Below are 19,194 nucleotides of genomic sequence, written 5' to 3'. Positions count from 1 at the left end.
ACGCGCCGTCGGGATGATTCCGGCGGCGTTTTTTATTGAAAGTCACCACATGCATATCATCCATACATGGTCTGAACTGGCTGCCTATCTACGAGACTCGATCGCCCCCGACCTGAAAACCCTTCTGCAAACACGCCGTGACCAGCTGATTGAATATGGGGATCTCTCAGAGCTGGGCATTTTCGCCATCATCCAGCCGGGCGACAACATGGCGACAATCGAAGCTGCAGTCGGCTGGCCGATACTGATCGACGGCACCCCGTCATGGGAATGGTTGCAGCGGCATGGCTCCGTCTGGGAGATGCCGTTTGTGCTATCCGATTCAGGGGCAGGGCACGTGCTGATCGTACCTGACGCAGACGGAATTGATCCGGCCTTGCGTGATCTCTGTCGGGCATACGCCGATGAGCCGGAAGCCGACCCTGAACAGGGCGCAGAGACGGTCTGACTTATAGCCTTTCGCTGCCTCTCTCGCAGCATCAACCCAAGCAAACCAACGCAGCGTCCTCCGGGGCGCTTTTTTCATGTCCAAAAAGGAATCCGCCCATGCTGTCACTTCACGACCTGCCCTCCATGCTGGCCGCGCTCGATCGGCCACTGGACCGAACCCTTCACCGGCTGCTGGCTGATCGCATTCATGACGCCATAGCTTGCGGGCTGGGGAACATGACGCACATCATTGTTGTCCAACCCGGTGACGGGGAAGCTGATTTCATCAGAGAGGCGGCCTTCTCTCCCTTCTGGAACTCACTCTCTGAAACCCGGTACGGCGATCCAGATCACACATCGCCATGGGATTGGATCGGCCGCCTGGATGACTGGGGCTGGGAGCTGATCCGAACGGTCGGCAATGACGGGTTTGCCTTTATCGTCCTGGTGCCGGACGGTGAGGGGATCGATCCGATGCTGCGCTCCATGTGTGCGAGCTACATATCACCCGCCTTTTGAAGAGCAGAAAGTCCAGGCCCGCAGATTTGCAGCCCAGCGGGAGAGTTCGGTCGGTGCGAGGCTGCAAATCTGGCGATCTTCACTAAACAATATACGCGGCGATCGAGTTCGACATGCCATGTTTTCGCTGCAAGCACCTAGGATCGGCGATTGGCATCTCTTCCGCTAAGCCTTTGAGGCGAGAAAATTGGAGATGGCATTTGATAAATCGTCTAGATTTTTCAAAGTTTTCTTACCTTCTGTAATCTCGAACTGATCTATTTTTGACATTTTCCTCTTTTGCTCAAATTGGGACAATATGGGTGATAGCTTCATGCTATAGATGTCCACGGTATTGGCACTCTTCCTCAATTGTTCCCTGACGGGATCGTAACCATCGGGAATGATCGCCTGACTGTGCAAAAGCGTTTCTAAGATAAACTTTGCAGTCTCCAAAAATCGAATTCCATCATCGGTCGGTCTTAGAATTGACCTTCCTTCTAGGAGAGTTTTCCCTAATGCTCCTGACAAACTCCGAATATTTCGGCGAGCTTGATCATGAGAGCAGCCGATCTCATACGCTGTTTCCTTAAAGCTTCCATGCTCAACGATTTTTATGAAAGTCTGCAGGTCAGCCAAGCGAATGTCGGATGTTTTCGATTTTCGGAGCATTAACTTTGATGGCGGGTCGTTTGGTGATGCTTTAGCGTCCGAGAACAGCTCCAGGCAGTTTGTTGCGATGGGTAAAAACCACTCGCCGTCTTCTTCGTTCAGTTCGAGCGGTGCATCCAGAACCAACACCCTATGGAGCCAGCGTTCAAGCTGCAGGACGTGCCGCTTCGTTTCTCCCGGCTTTTCCCCGAGCTCTATTGCAGCAAGCTTGTAACTGAGATGGCGGGCCGTGGCGACAAATGCCTCCAGCCAACCGAGCTGCAGGTCCATCGTCTTCATTACCATGGTAGTCGCCCCTTTCGATCACACTCTTTCTGATCAAGCCGTTGGCTCGTTCTGCGCAACGCTTCAAGTCCCCTGCCGCTTTAACGCTTCATCGCTGAAAAAGGGCAGTTCGTCGTGCAGGCATTTTGGTCTCATTTCCTGCAAATTTGCGGGGGTTCCGGGACCTTCACCGGCCCTTCACAAGCCAATTCGACAGCCAATCCGCGCTGTTTCGATAACCGATGAAGGACCACAAGATAATGTTTGTGAATATCTATGCCGCGACCAGGCATGTGGAGATGGTCGAGGCATTTGGACTGCCGAAGGCCACAGATCCCCATTACGAAGAGATATTTGGTTGGTATCACGTGACCGACGATACCTGCTATTGGTCCTACCACCCGGCGACACGAGTGTGGGACGTCAAGGTCTGTGGTGAATATGACGAGCGCGACAGCGACGTCATCCTCGGCCCTTCGCCGCTATGGACAGAGGCGGACCGGTCGCTGCTCCAAGAGAAGATGCGCGCATTAGCCTTTCTTCCCAGGCCGAAAAAGCCAAAGAAGGGCGATAAGGCCCGCAAACATGTGCCGTTCCTTTACGAAGGTTGGCTCTTCAGCTGGAACTTCGACCGAGACGCGAAACGATGGGAAATCGCACCCTTGGGTCGCAGGTGATTTCGGCATTCCCGTCGCTTCCATAACTTATCTAGGATATTCCCATATGAACATCACACTGCCCGCACACCGGGACAGGCTTTTTGCCATCGGGCGAGCATATGTAAGCGAATTTAATGCGGCGCGTGAGCCGAGCGAGTTGGCCCGGCTACATAAAACGCGCGGGTCGGTCGAGGCAGCAACCTTAATGAACTGCATCGCTCACGGCGTCACCGATTATTCTCAGCTGTTAGCGGCGGCCGGACGAATTAGTGGCTCAAGTCAGCGGATGCTTTGGAATATTCTGCTTGAAAACAGCGGCAAAGATCCTGAGCGTCATCTCTGGTATGAAACACGGACCTTGGCATACGCTCGTAAGCTCGTGCTGCACGACGAGGCCTCGTTGTTGAGAGGTGCCCAGTAAAGTCAGCATAGAGGCGCCCGGTCAGAGCGGGCGTTTAATCCAGGTGCGCGGTTAGCCTGGACGCATGAGCCGCCCGCAAAACTGTGGGCCTGTCACATCAAAAAATGAATGAAAGGAACTGATCGTGGACCATCCTCCACTTTCTGACGCTACCCCTTTGCCTGCTGAAATCGAGCGGGCGGACATCGCATTCTGGCGCGATTTCGGCTTCACGCCCACGCTGGGCCATACAAACAGCCCCTTTTGCCCCGACGGGCACGATCTAACGGCCGTCTTGCCCGCTGGCGTGATCGCCTTCACCGTGCTGCAGGAAAATGCAGGACAGATAGGCCCCGTGCTGGATGGTTTTCCGATTACCGAGATGTTGGTCATCTCCATTGGACCGCGCAGATTCCGGCTGGCACGCATCGGGTTGGACTGCCCGCGTCTCGATACCACGGGCCTGCCGGGAACAGTGCAATGCCTCCAAGCCGGTGACGTGATACCCTTGCCGACTGATCCTGGCACCTATGTCGTCAGATCGGTGTCTGAATTGCCACTGCTACCAACGGCACAGGTCCGGCAAGCGGTTGGGCCGAAACCGGAACCGGAAATCGCGAACAGCCCGCTTTCCAGCTATAGCCTTCGTGGCAGGGCTGCTGAGTTTGAGGCGAGGGCGACCGAAGAAAAGCCGCTGCTGGGGGATATCTGTCGAACCGGGCAGGTAACATTCCTGTTCGCGCCGCCCAATGCGGGAAAGACGCTTATTTCCCTCAACCTTCTGGCTGAAGCGATCGATGCCGGTCGCATCAACCCCGGCAACGTGTGGTACATCAACGCGGATGACAGCAGCTCGGGCTTTGCGGCCAAGATGCGGTTGATGGACGATATGGGGGTTCATACCCTCGCGCCGGGGCAACGCGGTTTCAAATCGCAAAACCTTCTCGATATTTTCCAGGAGGTGGTCGAGATGGACAAGGCGAAGGGCAGCCTGATCATTATCGATACCGTCAAGAAGTTCGTGTCACTGATGGACAAGGGCAGGGCCAGCGCCTTCACCAATGCCTGTCGCCAGATTGCCATGGCGGGCGGTGCGGTGCTTGGGCTGGCGCACACCAACAAGAATCCGGATGGCAATGGCAAGGCGCGTTATGCTGGCACGTCTGATACCGTCGATGATTGCGACGCTGCCTATATCGCCACGCCGATGGAAGGGGAGGGCCAGGCGGGCGAGAAGGTGGTGCTGTTCACCAATATCAAGCGGCGGGGAAATAACGCCCCCAAGGTAGCCTACGCTTACGCTGACGAGGGCGATATCAGCTATGATGAACGTCTCGCGTCGGTCCGGCTGGTTGACCCGGATCAGCTTGGGGACTTCGAGCGGATCGAAGCGGAGCGGTCCGTTGCGGAGGTGATTGAGGTCATCAAAGCCTGCATCACCGAAGGCATAGCGGCGAAGATGGTGTTGGCCAAAGAAGTGGCTCGTAGGGCCAAAGTCAGTCAGCGAGCCGCCATCCGCACGATCGAAGGCTTCACCGGCGATGACCCGTCCTCCCATCATTGGCACTTCAGCATCCAGCATCGGGGCGAGAAGCGATATGCCCTGCTGCCTCCAGCCGAACCGGCCGACATCCCCCTCGCCGCCTAAGGCCAGGATTTAGGTTTTCACCCTCGCGGCCCCCACGGCCGGGGTGCGGAACCGCGAACCTGAAATCGTAGCTGCCGGGGGGACGGGGCGGGGGTGTCCTCTCCCCCTCCGGCTACCTCCAACCGCCACCACCGAAGCACGCCGGACGCCGATCCGGCTGCGTCTGGTGCTGTCCCCTTGCGCGCCGTTGCCGCCTCCCAGCGGACCCAATCCCAACTCATTCAGACAAGGAAGATATAATGCCAAAACAGAAACTTGATGCGTCATTCTGCCTAATCGCCCAGTGCAATCCCGGCAGTAAACGGACCGACTATTATGACACGGCCATCACTGGTTTTGTGCTCGAATGCCGTGCGTCCGGTGGCAAGACCTACTATCTTCGTTACCCCGATCAGCACGGGGATCAGCGTCAGCACAAGATTGCCCGATATGGGGATGTATCTTTCGATAAGGTCAAGAAAGAGGCTCAGCGATTGCTTTCAGAGGTGACGTTAGGCGGCGATCCAGGGGCGACGAAAAAGGAGAAGCGGGCTATCCCGACCTACGCAACCCTTGCCGACCAGCATCTCGATTACGCCAAGACCTATCAGAAATCCCCGGCCAATACCGAACGGATCATCCGTCTACATCTGCTCCCGCGCTGGGGTAAGCTGCGGCTGGACGAAATCACGCAACCCGCCGTCGCGAAGTGGCTGGCGCAGAAACAAGAGGAGGGGCTCGCTCCCGCGACGGTCGAGAAGATTAGGGTGCTGTTCAATCGGTCGTTCGAACTGGCTCTGCGCTGGAACATGCCCGGCGTCGTCAAAAATCCCGTGAAGGGCATTCCCCGCAAGCCGATCAATAATGCGCGGGACCGTTACCTGAATGCCGCCGAGGCAAAGCGGCTGATGGCAGCGGTGGAAGCGTCGCTGAACCCCCAGCTCAAGCATATTGTTGGCCTGCTGCTCCTGACAGGGGCGCGGGTGTCGGAACTGCTTCATGCGGAATGGCGGCATATCGACCTGGAAAAGCGACAATGGCTGATCCCGACTTCGAAGACGGGGAAGGCGCGATATGTGCCGCTGTCCAGGCCTGCGATCGACATCCTCAATGCTGTGCCAAGGTTCGATAAGTGCCCCTATGTCCTGCCCAATCTCGAAACCCGCAAGCCGTTCGTTTCCATCAAGCGGGTGTGGCAGACGGCGCGGGAGGAGGCGAAGCTGCCCGATCTCCGTATCCATGACCTTCGACACTCAGCGGCCAGCTTCATGATCAATGCCGGGATCGACCTTTTTGCCGTGGGCAGAGTGCTGGGTCACGCCGATCACAAGTCGACCATGCGCTACTCCCATCTCGCCAATGACACTTTGCTGGCAGCGGTGGAGGCCGGGGCGAAGAAGATGCAACTCCCTCTGGCCTGATCGGCCGCACCCCATCCATGTTCTGGCCGAAACGGCTGGCGCGTGGATGGGGTCATTTTCCATATTTTTTCGAAGGAAATCCCATGACCACTAACCCATCCGACAGCAGCGCCGCGCTGTTCGACCGACTACGCGATCTCATTCACGCTTGTGACGATACCAGCAAGCACGACCAGGCCATCGCGGTAATCACTGCCTGCATTTCAGAGGGCGTTAACACCCGTCCGCGTCTCGTCGGGGCGATGAGGCATCTTGGCTTTGACTATCGACATGCCGCACTGACGTTGAACAACGGCACGGGCAGCGATCCAGAACGACATCGCTGGCAGCGGGACGCCGAAGGCCGCTACAGCCTGCTGGCTTAAGGGAAGTGCCCCATCAGGTGCGTACTGTGATGGATGGGGCGTTTTCCATTCAAGGCGCTGCAGCGGCGCGATAACGGCCATTATGTTGATCAACCGTGATTCACGCGAGTTGCTCGCCCGGAAGTTGAGCAGCGCAGATTCACCACACGTTGACGAAGCGAAACATATTCGCAAATAGATGATGCATAGTGACGCGGGGAAAGTGAATGCATCATCTAATTCCAGATATCGATCTGGCTTCCCAAGAATACGTTCTGGTACAAGCTTGGAAAAAGACTGCTTCATATATCCGCTATCATAATTGGTTTGCAGATACGCTGGAGCTGGACCGTACGGCTGCCGATCTTCCAAAATTCATTAACCGGCTTTCCCAGCGCATCAAAGCAGGAAATTATCAGACGCGCGAAATCCGAATTGTACCAGCTCCAAAGAGCCAAACTTGGTTGATCGACAAAGAGGGCCAGTGGAAACCATCAGATAGGCGAGATGTAAAAATTCGTCCGTTGGCCCATGTATCGCTTGCGGATCAGGTGGTCACGACAGCTATCCTGCTGTGTTTGAGCGAGCGAGTGGAAACACGACAAGGTGATCCGGCCGCGCCTTTTCAGCAATTGGCGCAACGCGCATCCGTGCTCTCCTACGGCAATCGACTGTTCAGCGACTTTGACCGTTCACGGCAAACGCTCGTTCATAGATGGGGATCGACGAAGCTATATCGCGCTTATTTCCAAGATTACAGATCGTTCCTCGCACGACCTGAGACGGTTGCGGCAGGCTTGGTAGGCGGTGATCGTACGTTCATTCTTCAAACCGACCTGAAACAGTTCTATGATCGGGTTCGACCAAGCCTTCTAAAAGAGAAGATCGGTAACTTTCTCACCGACGAGGATGACCCACGTTTTCGCGATCTCGTCAGCCAGTTTTTTTCCTGGCGCTGGAACGAAGGCTCTAGGCAACGAGCTGAACATTATTCTCAGGCTGCAGGCCTGCAATCTTATTCGGAGATATCTCTCCCCCAAGGGCTAGTCTCTGCTGGTTTCTTTTCAAACATTGTGTTGATCGATTTCGATGCGCGATTGCGTGGCCATTTCGGGCAAGAGGTCGTCCCAGGTGTATGGCTGCGAGATGCGTGCCGTTATGTGGACGACCTGCGGCTCACAGTCACTGCGGCTGCGGGAGTGGACAGCACCGACGTGCAACTGCGGCTCTACGAGTGGCTTGGTAATCTGCTTTCAGAAGAGGCTCCCGGCCTCCTCCTGGCTGAGGAAAAAACGCAGACTGCGGAATTCGGCGGCGAAGACCAGCAGCTCATTCGGCAGTCGCGGAAAATGGAGAGGATTCAGGCTGCCGTTTCGGGTGGCTTCGACGCGGCGGGAGGCGAAGAAGTAATACAGGCGATTGAGGCGTTGGTTCGCTCCCAAGGCGCACTGAACGTTGCAAGCGAAGACGGGCGTCCGGTCTCGCTGCGGGCGTTTTCGGATGTCAAGGACGAAACTATTGGCCGCTTTGCCGCAGCCCGTTACAGAAGGACCTATCGCTCCCTTCGTCCTTTACTAGAACACCGCCCAGTTGGGGTTATGAACGAAATAGGTGAGGAAACCTTTCGGCGTCAGCGCTTGACGCAGGAGGAGCTTGACGAGGAAGCGCGAGCGTTCGCGCTTACACTTATCGATCGCTGGGTTACTAACCCGGCGAATGTTCGACTTTTACGAGTAGCACTGGATATTTGGCCTTCTCAGCAAATATTGAGAGAGGTTTTGCATCTGCTTGAGCCTTACATCGATGGTACCTTGAGGCAGAAACTGCCACGGGAAATCGCTTACTACTGCATGGCTGAGATATTGAGGGCGGGGGCTACCGAGACCGGATTTGTAAACGACGACGAGGAGCTCCCAAAGGGCGCTAATTTAGAGGGATATCGGCTTCTTCTAGGCAAAGCCGCTCTAAAAATTGGCTTGAGCAAGAGCAGAGCCATACCCTGGTTCGTCCGGCAGCAAGCCTTGTTGTATCTAGCCGTACATTCAAAAGAACAGGTGAAGTTGCCCCGCCAACGTGCTGCCGAAGACCGTTACCTGAGGATGATCAGGTTTCTAACAGGCGAGCATGACACCTTTGCAGATGCAGAATATGCGATTCTTTCGATCGTTGCCAGAAGGTCATTTTTATCCGAAAATGAAGCAATCTCGCTGATATCGAATTCAATGTCGGAAGGCCGCTTTTCCGAAATCGCTGCGCGAGATATTGAATTCGCACGAGATGTTCATCGTGCGACTAATATCTCAATCGGGTCAACAAGTGGGCTCGCAGAAGATTTAGGTGTGGTGGAATGGGCGATGTCGAAAGACCGTCGGCCGCTAAAGGATATCGTTGGGAATAATCCGTTAAATCCTCTACGGCACGAAATTGGCGTCTTGAGCTTTGCATTGGCGTTCGTGCGTGAGGTTAAGGCTGGTAGGATCCCCACCATCGTCACACCCGCCACCATTCAGGTAGCCCTGGAAAGGAGGGGTGCATACGAAACGGCTCAGGAACTGAGCTTTCAGTCCGTGGCTACCGCCCCAACGTATCGATCGATTTATACCCCACCATACTGGGCGCCTAAGGGGCAAGAATGGCGTTTCCAACTGGGGTACCTTCTTCGGTACATCTTGACCGCTCGAGTTGATTTTACTGCACCCGTTCGGCCAGCATCCCGAAAGGAAGCGGAGCCGATTTACCGGCCAACACGCGGTCATTGGTTTCAGAGGCTTTATGGTTTTTACAACGGTCATGAAGCGTTTGGCGACGATTGGCTCCCAATTTCGCAATTTACGCAAGATCTTCTTTTTTCACTTTTGGTCTGGCCGGGGTGCTACTCACCGAACGCCCATCCAGATGAGTTGAATATCGACAGCACCGAGGAATTAATCTCCGATAACCTCAGCAAAGCATATGAAATGGTCGGTAAATCTACCGGTGTCTTGATGATACCAGTAGCCGCTCCAATTCCAGGTACACGTTCTAGCGCTGGCCGACCGTTACGTGGCTGCGTCGTTCAATCCGTCACGCCTGAGGTGGCCGACTTCCGGACTCACGGACCAGAACTGTCAAATCCCAGCATCAGGCGTAAACACCGAAATCATCTGTCTACGGCATTAGCAGCTGTGGAAAAGATGCTGGACCTTCGAGATACCCACAAAAACCAAAATAAGCGTCTCGACTGGCTTATACTTCCTGAGTTGTCGGTACATCCACGCGACATAGCGACGCACTTGGTCCCTTTCGCACGAGCGTTCAAGACAGCGATTTTGGCAGGACTGACGTATGAGCGGGTTATTCCTGGTGGATTGTTAGTAAACTCCGCAGTTTGGATTATCCCTCGGATGGTTCCCGGCCAAGGGCTTCAGACTATCATTCGGCGGCAGGGGAAGAAGTACCTCTCGCCCATGGAAACGCCGTTCAATACACCTTCTCCAGTGATCGACGGCTTTCGGCCTTGCCAATGGCTCGTGGGTTATGAATGGTCCTCACAGCCCCACGCCGATCCTTTATGGCTTACAGGGTCTGTTTGTTACGACGGCACTGACTTAGATTTGGTCTCAGATTTGCGCGGACGATCAGACGTTTTTGCCATTCCTGCGCTCAATCGTGATGTCGGCACGTTTGACCAAATGGCTCAAGCGCTTCATTATCATATGTACCAGCTCGTGATCGTAGCCAACAACGGTGCCTTCGGGGGCAGTAACGCGCACCTTCCCAAAGGGGCTACCTTTCAAAGGCAAATTTTCCATACGCACGGACAGCCGCAAGCAAGTATCTCGTTTTTTGAGATCGACGATATTGCTGACATGAAGGCGCGCCGTGCGAATGGGTTCACCGGAGCTGGCGAATGGAAATATCCTCCTGCGGGCTATTAGGCCAGAGGTGCCTGGGTGTTCCCGCTGGCATTTTAAGGAGCGCATCAGCGTCTATAATTTCGATGCTGTTCCATACGTGGAGTGATAACTGCGGTTATGTTTAGGCCTGCTGACCGGTTGACGAGACAGAGCGGAATGCGCATATTTGTGCGCATGGAAGGAGGCTGCAATGGGCAGGCTTGAGCATGAATTCACAGGACAGGGGCGGAAGCCTACCAATGTGTCCCTCGACATGGCGTTGGTAGCGGAAGCTAAAGGGCTCGGCATCAACATTTCGCGCGCGTGCGAGGTGGGATTGCTCGAGCAGATAGCCAAGGAGCGGGGGCGACTCTGGAGGGAGGAAAATGCTTCCGCCTTGAAAAGTTCCAACGACTATGTTGAGCAACATGGCTTGCCCTTGAGCAGGCATCGCCAGTTCTAATGGCAAAGTTTGATGTGTATCGTCAAGAGAATGGCGGTCCTCTTGTGCTCGATTGTCAGGCGGATCTTCTCGCTGATCTCAACACCCGTTTAGTCGTTCCGCTTCTCCCGATTGAACAGGCTCCCAAACCTGCAGCGCGCTTAAACCCCATATTTAATCTGGACGGTGAGCGCTACGCCATGGTGACGCAGTTTGCAGCGAGCGTGGCAACGCGGGAGTTGGGGGAAATCACGCAATCGCTCAGGTCAGAGCAGGACTCTATTGGTGCTGCGCTAGACATGCTCATTTTTGGCTTCTGATTGGCAAAGGGTGTGGTCGTCCGGGGGGGGCGGGCGTCACGCAGCTTGTGGAATATCGACGATCTTTTGGAACTCGCCCAATATTTCGGCATGATGATGCGCCAGATATCGCACGATGCGCGCATTGCTGAGAAGGCGGTTCACGTATCCAATCGCTAAAACGAGATCGAGGTGATCTGCGCCGTAGGTTTGTTCAACCATCTTGAATTCCCGATCTAGGCTGGCTGACTCCCGTTCCATAAGCGCGATTTGCTCGGAGGTTAATCCCTTCAGGATTTTCGGACGTCCCGCGACCAGCTGATCCTCTGGAGTGGCCGCAACCAGAGATTTGGCATAGCCGGAGGAAAATCGGTTCATCGCGATCATTAGCTCGGCCGCTTCAATCTGTCGTAATGGCTTCAATTTCCGAAGTTCCACAAAGGCTGCAAGCGGGAGGTGCTTATCGTCAAGCAGGGCAACAGCTTCAGGGCAAATGCCTCTAAGAAGATTTCTCTTCGAGCGAATATTTGCGATATTAACATTTAGGGCGCGAGCAAGCCTCTCCTCCGAAACGCCCTTGTGAATCGCGTTGAGAATCATTTTGTGTTCTTGAATTATAGCAATTCTGTTGACGCGCTTATTATAGGTGAATGCTTCATCTTCAGTAGCGACAAGGCATACCACCTCTGAATCGCCTCGCTCGAGCAGGATTTGTACTCGGAGATGGCCATCAAGAAGGTGATACTGATCCGGATTATGGGGGTCCCTAACTACGACAGGCGGTTCAATGATGCCGACCTCGCTGATGGACGCAGCGATCTGAGCATATTTCACGGATTTCTTTACCTGATCGGATACCTCTCGCAGGGGAAGTATTGCCGCGAGATTGATGCGCAGAGTAGCGTCTTCAAATGCTTGAGCGATTAACTTGCGCGGCCTCCTCATAGGTTGGCTCCCTGCATTCCTAAGCGAAGAGCTATATTTTCAGGCAGGGTGGCGAGATTTTCGTCTTCGGCAAGCCCAACGAATTGCTGGTCCTTAATCAGCTTGCGAAGCGCCTCCGCAATGAAAATTAAGCGGCTGCGGGTGATTTCGGTGCGCCTAATCATGACGCGTTTCCTGTCGGTTTCTTCCTGATATGCTTTTACCAGGGCTTCGGCGGAAACCGGGATGCGCGGCCTGCTGTTAGACCAGTCCAGGCCTTTGCCTCGGCGTCTTCGTATCTCGAGGAGCCTCTTTGCGGCGACAAACCGGCGACCTCTGAGAAGGCCCTTATCATATGCGCTGCTTAGCGCTGTCTGTGCATCTTGGTCAGGAGCGTCTGCGATTTCGATAGCTATACTCAGGGGAATCGTTCCGCTTTCCACCGATTGGAGCAGGCGCTTCTCCCCATTTTCTAACAGATGGGCGACGCCGCTAACATATTCAGCGGTTAAGCCGGTTCGCCGCGCGATATCCGCGATAGAATACCCGCGCCGCCTCATCCCCGCTATATCTTGAAGGAGGTCGATAGCTTTGTGCTGCCGCCGTGCGCAATTCTCCACCAAGCTTGCCACGAGGCAATCCTCCGGATCGGCGCTGACGACCAAGGCGGGAACTTCCGTCTGATCCAATGCCCTATAAGCTTCCAGGCGGCCTTGCCCGCACACCAAATCATAATGGGCCATCAGCTTCCGCCCGTCGAGTGACGGTGATGGGGCGCTTGAGGCCGACCTTGCCAATATTATCAACGATTTCTCGGAAGACCCGGCTGTTCCTGATGCGCGGGTTCACCACCGTGATCCGGTCGATTGGGATCAATTCAACCCTTTGTGCGGGTAGCGCATTTGTCATGCCGCATTCCTTAGTCGACGACGTGCAGCCATTCGGTAGAACGACGAGAGATCATCAAAGCGGTAAGCGTCAAAGGAAAGGCCGTTATATTCAGCCAAGCGTAAAAGTGCCGATCTCATGTCGAGGCGGGGCAAGATGTAGAAGTCTTTTGGGTGGTCGTTTTCCTCATCCATTCGGGCTACGACTGTTACGTCCGGATTAAGAGCTGTATCCAGTCTGACCTTCCATCTCAGTGAGCCAGCGCTAGTTTGAAAGCAGCGGACAATCACAATAGATGCGGTAAACTCTCGATTTACAGTTAATATGTCTGTTGTCTCATCAACGAGCGCTAAGCCTCCTGCCGCTTCGATACCAGCAGTTACATCGGTGATAACACTAGGATGGATTTCTCGTAGTCTTTTATTGATTTGGAGATATCGATAATCATGGTCCGGCGAGAAACCGACCAGTGCGTAAGCGCGCAGAAGGCTACCAAACCGCGAGCGAAATGCGCTGCTCGATGGCGCGTCACAGGCTTCGTCTATTATGATCCCTGAAAGCTGGCCGTTCCGTTCGAGTATCTTCCTCAAAGCATCGAGCATCTCGGCATCAGAAAGTTTCTCCGACCGAGCTGCAATGATGGCCTGAGCCTTTGCAAACACCGTTCGGTCAACGATTGCGTGAAATGCACCGTCCGATCTTATCCACTCTTCTGGGCTGTTTCGAACATACTCGCGTTTCAGTTTGAAGGAGGTGCGCCCCCAAACATTGTTGCCGATATATTTCTCGTTGATCAGTAGTTGGTGGATGGAGCCTCGCGTCCACGGGCGGCCTAAATCTGACAGGACGTTCTGGCCGTTGAGCATCGCTGCAATTTCGCGCTCCTGCATGCCATCGTGAACGAAGCGACGGTAAACATCCTGAACGATTTTCACCTCGTCGTCGGGTCCGGGAACAAGAATGATCCGATCGGTTGCAATGCTCTTGTGTTCGCCTCGGCCCAGTTCGCTCTTCTGGTGACCGTCCTGATCAACAAGCACTCGCCGTAGTCCGAAGCCAGCAGCGCCACCCTGCCGAAAGCCGAGTCGGATCAAATTTGCCTGACCAGCAAAAACCTTCACTGAAAGTTCTCGGCTGTATTCGCCCGCCATTGCTCGTTTGACGGTCTTTATGATGGATGAGCCGATGCTGCCATCGTTCTCAAGCGGTTCAGCGCAATAGTGCACGGACACACCAGCATGCCTGCATCTGAACTCGTAGGATGCTGCTTCATCCGTGTCCTGGAAACGGCCGAAGCGACTGATATCGTACACGATGAGCGCCTTGAACTGGGCACGTCCTGATTCGATATCGCCCAAGAGGCGTTGCAGCGCTGCGCGACCGCCTAAACTGAGGCCGCTCTTCCCTTCATCCGCATAGGTTTTGACAATCTCATAACCTCGCGCTTCGGCATACTCCCTGATGGCCTGGGCCTGATTGTCAGTCGAATATCGCTGATGTTCCGTCGACATGCGGACATACTCAGCCGCTGGGATGCGCTTCCCTTCCTGGTGGGCGTCTGGTGCGCCGGGCTGGTTCCAGTTGATAACCATACCAGTCTCGCATTTGGCAGAATGTGCCAGCTGGTCGGCTTACTATGGAAGGCGGTGAAGTATGCTTCCTAATACCGGAACTCGGCTTCCGAAACGGCCCTTGTGGTCGGAATTTGAAATCGCAGCTGCTATTAGTCAGGCGCTCACCGAGGAGCTCGGAGGCTCGCGACGGGCCGCAAAGACCGTGATGAAGTGGGCTGACGTGAGCGATCGGTCCGCCCGGGCTTGGCTGCATGGTCAAAGTTGCCCGAGCGGACGGAACTTGCTCGTGCTGGCCGCACACTCACGGCGCGTGATGGCGGCATTGCTAAAGCTGCTGGGCCATGATCAGCTAATGGTCGCGCTGGACCTTCAGGAGATAGAGAACCAACTTGAGCGGATGGCCGAGCGTGTCAGACGCCTGCGCAGCGAGTTGTCCCCATAGGCCGCGCGCGCATCCACGCCGGGTGGGCCGAGGCATGACCTGCGCTGCCGACTTGGACTTCGCAGGTATGGCGCAGGTCGAAGTCCAGGATTGCTTCCTAGCAAAGTGCCTTCAGTAGGAAGCGGCCCAAAGCTGGACTTCCGCTGCGTTTGGGTAGGGCGTGGGAGAAGGCGAAATTGCCTCCCGCTTTGATCCGAAAATCGCCAGAAAAACCTAGCCTTTCGCTCAACCCGTGAGTCGCCTTCGTAATGATGGGGTCACGTGTTCGAGTCACGTAAGCGGCACCATTACCCCCTGAAATCGTTGGGAATCTGCGAAATCCGCGCTAATCTGCGGTTTCTGTCTGCTTCACTGGTGCAATCGCTGGTGCAAAATGCACCCGCTGAGCGTGGAGCGATGAGGCTGTGGGAGTGGCTGTGCGATACATTGACAAGGACCCGAAAACCGGAATCCGGTCTTACTGACGAATCTTTCCGGCTGGCTTGCGGCCCTTCCTTCCGCGCCGCGCCCGAGAGCTAAAGCGGTCCCTTCGCGCCCGAACGTTTCATGAGGGGAAGGCAGCGGAAATCTATTAGCAGGCAGCAGCCGACTATGAGCGGATGTTGGCCGATGCCCAGGCGAAGGCGACAGGGACGCAGCGTCCCCTCCAAGATGCAGACATTCCCTTCCTGGTGGACAGCTATGCCTTCCGCATCTTGAAGGACGCTGAGCTTTCCCACTTCGATCCCGACGATAGCGCCTTTAATCTGCCTTGGGTCCCATCGCTCCGCTACAGTCCGATAGCTCTTAACGCCCTGGACGATGCTGGGCAGGAAATCCCCGGCTCCAGGCGCGAGCGGGTCCTTTCTGGCCTGCCTATTGCGCTCCAGGTCTGGAAGGGGGCGCTAGGCTCGGGGGACCGGGCGAAGGTCATAGAGAAACAGAATCAGCGGTATGCTCGGAGTGGATCCGATTTATCCTACTCAGCGCTGCACCTCGGCCAATTGGGGCACATAGCGGTCGGCGCGTTTTCTCGCGAACCAGAAGGACCAGACGGTTAAAGTCCCCAGGAGGCCCAATGCCAATCCAGCGAAGGTCATAACCAGTCGATAGCTCAACCCTCCCACCTTGGCGGCGTGAAGCGGGTAGAGCATGTTGTAGATCTTCACGGTCTGAGACAGACGCGAGGCATCCCGTGCTTTTACCAGGCGATCATCATCCGCCGCGAACCACAAGGTTGTGCGCCCGTTTGGCAACCATTCGTTCGGCCCTTTCATCCGCAGGGTGATGAGGCCGCTGCTTTGCCGAGGCAGGGACAGGCTGCGTATTTCGGCGTCAGGAAAACGCGCCCGAGCCTCCACGATAACAGCACGCCAGTCATGCCTTGCCGCCAATGGAACGGGCGGATGGGAAGGCGGCTTGAGACTGGCATCGATCTGCGCGGGTGCGGCGGGTCCCAAGATCAGGGCCGCCATGGGACGGAAGACCAGAATGGCCCCTGTCAGCAGCGCCAGCGTCAACAGCGGCGCCGCGACGACGCCCAAATCACGATGATGGCGCAGGATCGCCGGTCGGCTCACCCGCTTGGGCAGAATGCGGAACTCGAACGTCTTGCGCGTGCGGGTCCACAGGATGACGCCTGAGATGACGAAGAACAGCCCGGCAATCGCAGCGACGCCAATCACCGTTTCGCCCGCATCACCCGCAAACAGATGATGATGCAGATCGAACAGCCAGAGTTCTGGTCGCTCCCACTGGCTACTCCAGCGCGTGACCATATTGCCTGCCTGATCGGTATAGGCGCCGGAACCGTCCGGGTAGCGCAACCGGTTGAGGCCGAAATTCTGCCCTGCGAAGGTGATCATCTCCGGCCGGGTCGCGGAATCGGCCATGATCCTTTCGACCGTAGCAGCGATGGCAGTGGTTTCCTGCACTTGCGCGTCGGACGCGTGCGGCAGCAGAACCCATGCATCCTTGTGCACCAACAGGGCGCCCGAAAACCCCAACACCGCCAGAATGAGGCCGATCAATCCGCCGATCCAGCGGTGCAGGAGGTCAAGCGTCTTCAAAAACCATAATCCCAACTCAGCGTGAAGGTGCGGCCGCGTCCCGCGAAAAAGGCGAGGTTGTCAGTCGGAAGCCGCGTGTCGCTGCTATAGTCGATGTAGAATTTGTCGAACAGGTTCTGCACGCTCAGCCGCACCCCGCCGAAGTCCGTCTGGTAACGGATGCTGGCGTCGGTAATGTGATAGCCTCCGAAATCATTTTCGCCGAGCTTGAGGGGATGCAACGGATTGGCATCGTCGGCCGCCCTCGCAAGACCTTGGAAACGACGCGACAGGTAGAACTGCGTCTGCACGATCGCCGACACCGGCCCGCGATTATAGGTTGCCGACAGGTTGACGCGATCAGGCGAGATATTCACGCCGTCGAGGTCAGTATCCACCTTCCCGTCGGCATTATTGTCGTAACGTCCGTCGATATGGGCATAGCCGATGCCGAGCTTCAGCCCTTCTATGGGTGTCTCGCTGCGCAGATTGACCTCAATACCCTGTATTTCGATGCGCTGGCGTTGCACGTCGAAATTGCGGCCAAGGCCGGGGACCAGAAGCTGGCCCTTGTCGCTCGACGACCAGAAATAGGTAACCGATGCATCGACAGGCCCGCGCTTCACTTCCACGCCAATCTCGCGGTTGTTCGACACGATAGGTTCGATGGCGAGGTAGCTGTCGATATCGACGCCCGACAGATTGATCGACCGGGCGATGCGGCCGACATCGGGCGCGGTATAGCCCTCGGCATAGCTCGCATAGGCGCGGATGCCGTCCCACGGCTCGATGATGACCCCGCCGTTCAGCAGCAGATCGTCGAATTTGGGCTTGCCACCAGCGACCGCGACACCGCCATAGGTCGAAACGCCGCAAGGGGTGCCCACCGGCAGGCTGGCCGAGCAGGCGACAAAGGTCGTCGATGCCAGCGTGCGATAATCGTCGATCTTGATCTGGACATTTTCCCACCGCGCACCGCCCGCGACGCGTACCAGGCCGTCGAACAGCTTGAGATTGGCCTGCGCGAAGGGTGCCAGGCTGCGGAACTCGGCCGGCGGCACCCAGACGCGGTTGGTGGCTATCAGCCGCTGCTCGGTCTTGTCCCACAGCGCGTCGAAGCCGAGCGTCGCGGTCAGCGCTTCGAAGCCCGGCATTGCGCGTTCGTAGCTGAACTTCGCGCCGATCTTGCGGGAGCGGTTTTGCGACTGGTCGAACAGCGTGTTGACGGTCGCGATGGCGGGGTCCTGGAACGTCGGGATCGGCGCAACTTCGCCGCCGAACGTGTCACGGGAGCGGTTGAAGAAGATCTGGCTGACGAAATTGCCGCCCAGCAGATCGCTGTCGGTGTAGGACAGGGCGACGCTCTCGGTGCGATTGGCGGCCGGTTCGCCTGGAGGCGTGCCCCGCGCGGCGCTGGTCGGCAGGCCGGTGGTGCGGTTACCGGGGACGGCAACGAAATCGCCTTCGCCCTTCAGTTCAAAGCGGCTGGCGATCAAGTCGATGCGACCGGTCGCGGAGACGGCATAGCCAAGGCGCGCGAAGAGATTGTTGGTCCGGGAATCCTGTGTCTCACCCTGTGTCAGGTTGAGGCCTACGCGCCGGTCCCGCCCGTCGTAGAACACTCCGCGCTTTTCGTAGGTGGCGCCGATCGTCGCGTCGAAATCGCCGGCCTTGTATTGGAACAAGCCGCCAGCCTTCCAACCGAATCCGTCGGAGTGTAAGTTGTTGTCGGCGGTGCCCTGTAACAGCGCCCGGCCGCCAAGGCCCTCCTGCGTGGGTGCGCCGACCGTCACCTGGTTGACGATGCCACCCGTGCCGCCGATACCCTGCAGCGCGTTCGATCCGTAGATCAGCTCGACCCGGTCAACAAAGAATCCGTCGATGGTAAACCCGTCGCGGGCGCCGTCGCGCAATGGCGTCGATTGCGGGATGCCGTTGATCGCATAGAGCGGCGAGCGACCGCGCAGGGTTTCACCCGCGCCCGAGAGCTTCTGGCGGGTGGGCGAGAAGGACGGGGTCAGCGTCGCGATCGCGTCGGTCACCGAACCGGAAATTGCGAGCTGCTGGTCGAGTTTTTCCTTGTCCACGACGTCGATCGTCAAGGGTAGCGCGTTGACGGGCAGGATGCTGCGAGCGGCCGTGACGATGATCGCTCCTTCGGCCACCGCCTCAGCGGGCACGGATCGCGCGTGGACAGAAGTGGTCAGCAGGATTGCAGTGGTGGAAAGCAGAGTCGGAATCGCCGAACGCATGAAGGAGCCCCTTTTTGCTGGCCGCTCGCTAGCGAAAGAATTGTACTAATGCAAGTCACTCGCAACTGGAGCGAGGTCGCCCAAACGAAGCGCCGCCAAAGGCGTGATCGCGGCGGATCGTTCCCGGAAGCCGTTGAGACGATGCTGATAGTCGTTT

The 19,194-nt window shown here is 56.5% G+C and carries 17 protein-coding genes; 10 read left to right on the top strand and 7 right to left on the bottom strand.

All coding sequences use genetic code 11. The annotated features are described in order from the left end of the window. The first annotated feature begins 49 nt into the window (after positions 1–49). Both ACZ5TB_RS08715 and ACZ5TB_RS08710 read left to right on the top strand, forming a co-directional pair. Positions 50–448 (top strand): hypothetical protein, encoded by a 399-nt coding sequence (locus tag ACZ5TB_RS08715; protein WP_464790932.1) that lies wholly within the window; start codon positions 50–52, stop codon positions 446–448. A 98-nt stretch (positions 449–546) separates the two neighbouring features. After that, positions 547–948 carry a hypothetical protein gene (locus tag ACZ5TB_RS08710; RefSeq protein WP_464790931.1) on the top strand — a complete coding sequence of 134 codons (402 nt, stop codon included), beginning with the start codon at positions 547–549 and terminating at the stop codon, positions 946–948. Between the two features lie 165 nt (positions 949–1,113). Here the strand turns inward: ACZ5TB_RS08710 and ACZ5TB_RS08705 are convergent, their stop codons facing one another. After that, positions 1,114–1,884 carry a LysR family transcriptional regulator gene (locus tag ACZ5TB_RS08705; protein ID WP_464790930.1) on the bottom strand — a complete coding sequence of 257 codons (771 nt, stop codon included), beginning with the start codon at positions 1,882–1,884 and terminating at the stop codon, positions 1,114–1,116. 239 nt (positions 1,885–2,123) lie between these two features. Here ACZ5TB_RS08705 and ACZ5TB_RS08700 point away from each other — a divergent pair, with 239 nt between their 5' ends. From ACZ5TB_RS08700 to ACZ5TB_RS08665, 8 genes are all read left to right on the top strand, one after another. After that, complete coding sequence (locus ACZ5TB_RS08700) at positions 2,124–2,540, top strand: hypothetical protein (protein WP_464790929.1); 417 nt, start codon at positions 2,124–2,126, stop codon at positions 2,538–2,540. 46 nt (positions 2,541–2,586) lie between these two features. Beyond that, a complete protein-coding gene (locus ACZ5TB_RS08695) occupies positions 2,587–2,943 on the top strand; it encodes a hypothetical protein (protein WP_464790928.1) in 357 nt (118 codons plus the stop codon). A gap of 124 nt (positions 2,944–3,067) precedes the next feature. Beyond that, complete coding sequence (locus ACZ5TB_RS08690) at positions 3,068–4,570, top strand: AAA family ATPase (protein WP_464790927.1); 1,503 nt, start codon at positions 3,068–3,070, stop codon at positions 4,568–4,570. A 239-nt stretch (positions 4,571–4,809) separates the two neighbouring features. Beyond that, complete coding sequence (locus ACZ5TB_RS08685; protein ID WP_464790926.1) at positions 4,810–5,970, top strand: tyrosine-type recombinase/integrase; 1,161 nt, start codon at positions 4,810–4,812, stop codon at positions 5,968–5,970. An 83-nt stretch (positions 5,971–6,053) separates the two neighbouring features. Next, entirely contained in the window at positions 6,054–6,335 is a 282-nt protein-coding gene (locus ACZ5TB_RS08680; protein WP_464790925.1) for a hypothetical protein, read from the top strand. 206 nt (positions 6,336–6,541) lie between these two features. After that, positions 6,542–10,231, top strand: a complete 3,690-nt coding sequence (locus tag ACZ5TB_RS08675; protein WP_464790924.1) for an RNA-directed DNA polymerase — start codon at positions 6,542–6,544, stop codon at positions 10,229–10,231. A 169-nt stretch (positions 10,232–10,400) separates the two neighbouring features. Continuing rightward, positions 10,401–10,652: a type II toxin-antitoxin system CcdA family antitoxin gene (locus tag ACZ5TB_RS08670; RefSeq protein WP_464790923.1), complete on the top strand. Its 252-nt coding sequence runs from the start codon at positions 10,401–10,403 to the stop codon at positions 10,650–10,652. Beyond that, positions 10,652–10,951, top strand: coding sequence for a CcdB family protein (locus tag ACZ5TB_RS08665; RefSeq protein WP_464790922.1), 300 nt, complete (start codon positions 10,652–10,654; stop codon positions 10,949–10,951). The genes ACZ5TB_RS08670 and ACZ5TB_RS08665 overlap by 1 nt, the downstream gene beginning before the upstream one ends. A gap of 36 nt (positions 10,952–10,987) precedes the next feature. Here the strand turns inward: ACZ5TB_RS08665 and ACZ5TB_RS08660 are convergent, their stop codons facing one another. The 6 genes from ACZ5TB_RS08660 to ACZ5TB_RS08635 form a co-directional block, all read right to left on the bottom strand. Next, positions 10,988–11,875, bottom strand: a complete 888-nt coding sequence (locus tag ACZ5TB_RS08660) for a plasmid partitioning protein RepB C-terminal domain-containing protein (protein ID WP_464790921.1) — start codon at positions 11,873–11,875, stop codon at positions 10,988–10,990. Further along, complete coding sequence (locus ACZ5TB_RS08655; protein ID WP_464790920.1) at positions 11,872–12,597, bottom strand: plasmid partitioning protein RepB C-terminal domain-containing protein; 726 nt, start codon at positions 12,595–12,597, stop codon at positions 11,872–11,874. Before ACZ5TB_RS08655 ends, ACZ5TB_RS08660 begins: the two co-directional genes overlap by 4 nt. Beyond that, positions 12,584–12,763 carry a ParB N-terminal domain-containing protein gene (locus ACZ5TB_RS08650; RefSeq protein ID WP_464790919.1) on the bottom strand — a complete coding sequence of 60 codons (180 nt, stop codon included), beginning with the start codon at positions 12,761–12,763 and terminating at the stop codon, positions 12,584–12,586. The genes ACZ5TB_RS08655 and ACZ5TB_RS08650 overlap by 14 nt, the downstream gene beginning before the upstream one ends. After that, positions 12,760–14,334 (bottom strand): recombinase family protein, encoded by a 1,575-nt coding sequence (locus ACZ5TB_RS08645; protein ID WP_464790918.1) that lies wholly within the window; start codon positions 14,332–14,334, stop codon positions 12,760–12,762. Before ACZ5TB_RS08645 ends, ACZ5TB_RS08650 begins: the two co-directional genes overlap by 4 nt. A gap of 1,386 nt (positions 14,335–15,720) precedes the next feature. Continuing rightward, entirely contained in the window at positions 15,721–16,806 is a 1,086-nt protein-coding gene (locus ACZ5TB_RS08640) for a PepSY-associated TM helix domain-containing protein (RefSeq protein ID WP_464790917.1), read from the bottom strand. Beyond that, entirely contained in the window at positions 16,803–19,037 is a 2,235-nt protein-coding gene (locus tag ACZ5TB_RS08635) for a TonB-dependent receptor (protein WP_464790916.1), read from the bottom strand. Before ACZ5TB_RS08635 ends, ACZ5TB_RS08640 begins: the two co-directional genes overlap by 4 nt. Positions 19,038–19,194 lie beyond the last annotated feature (157 nt).

This window comes from Sphingobium sp. TomTYG74, from assembly GCF_055393875.1.
The sequence above is the reverse complement of the archived record's forward strand: the minus strand, read 5'-3'. Positions and strand labels throughout refer to the sequence as shown.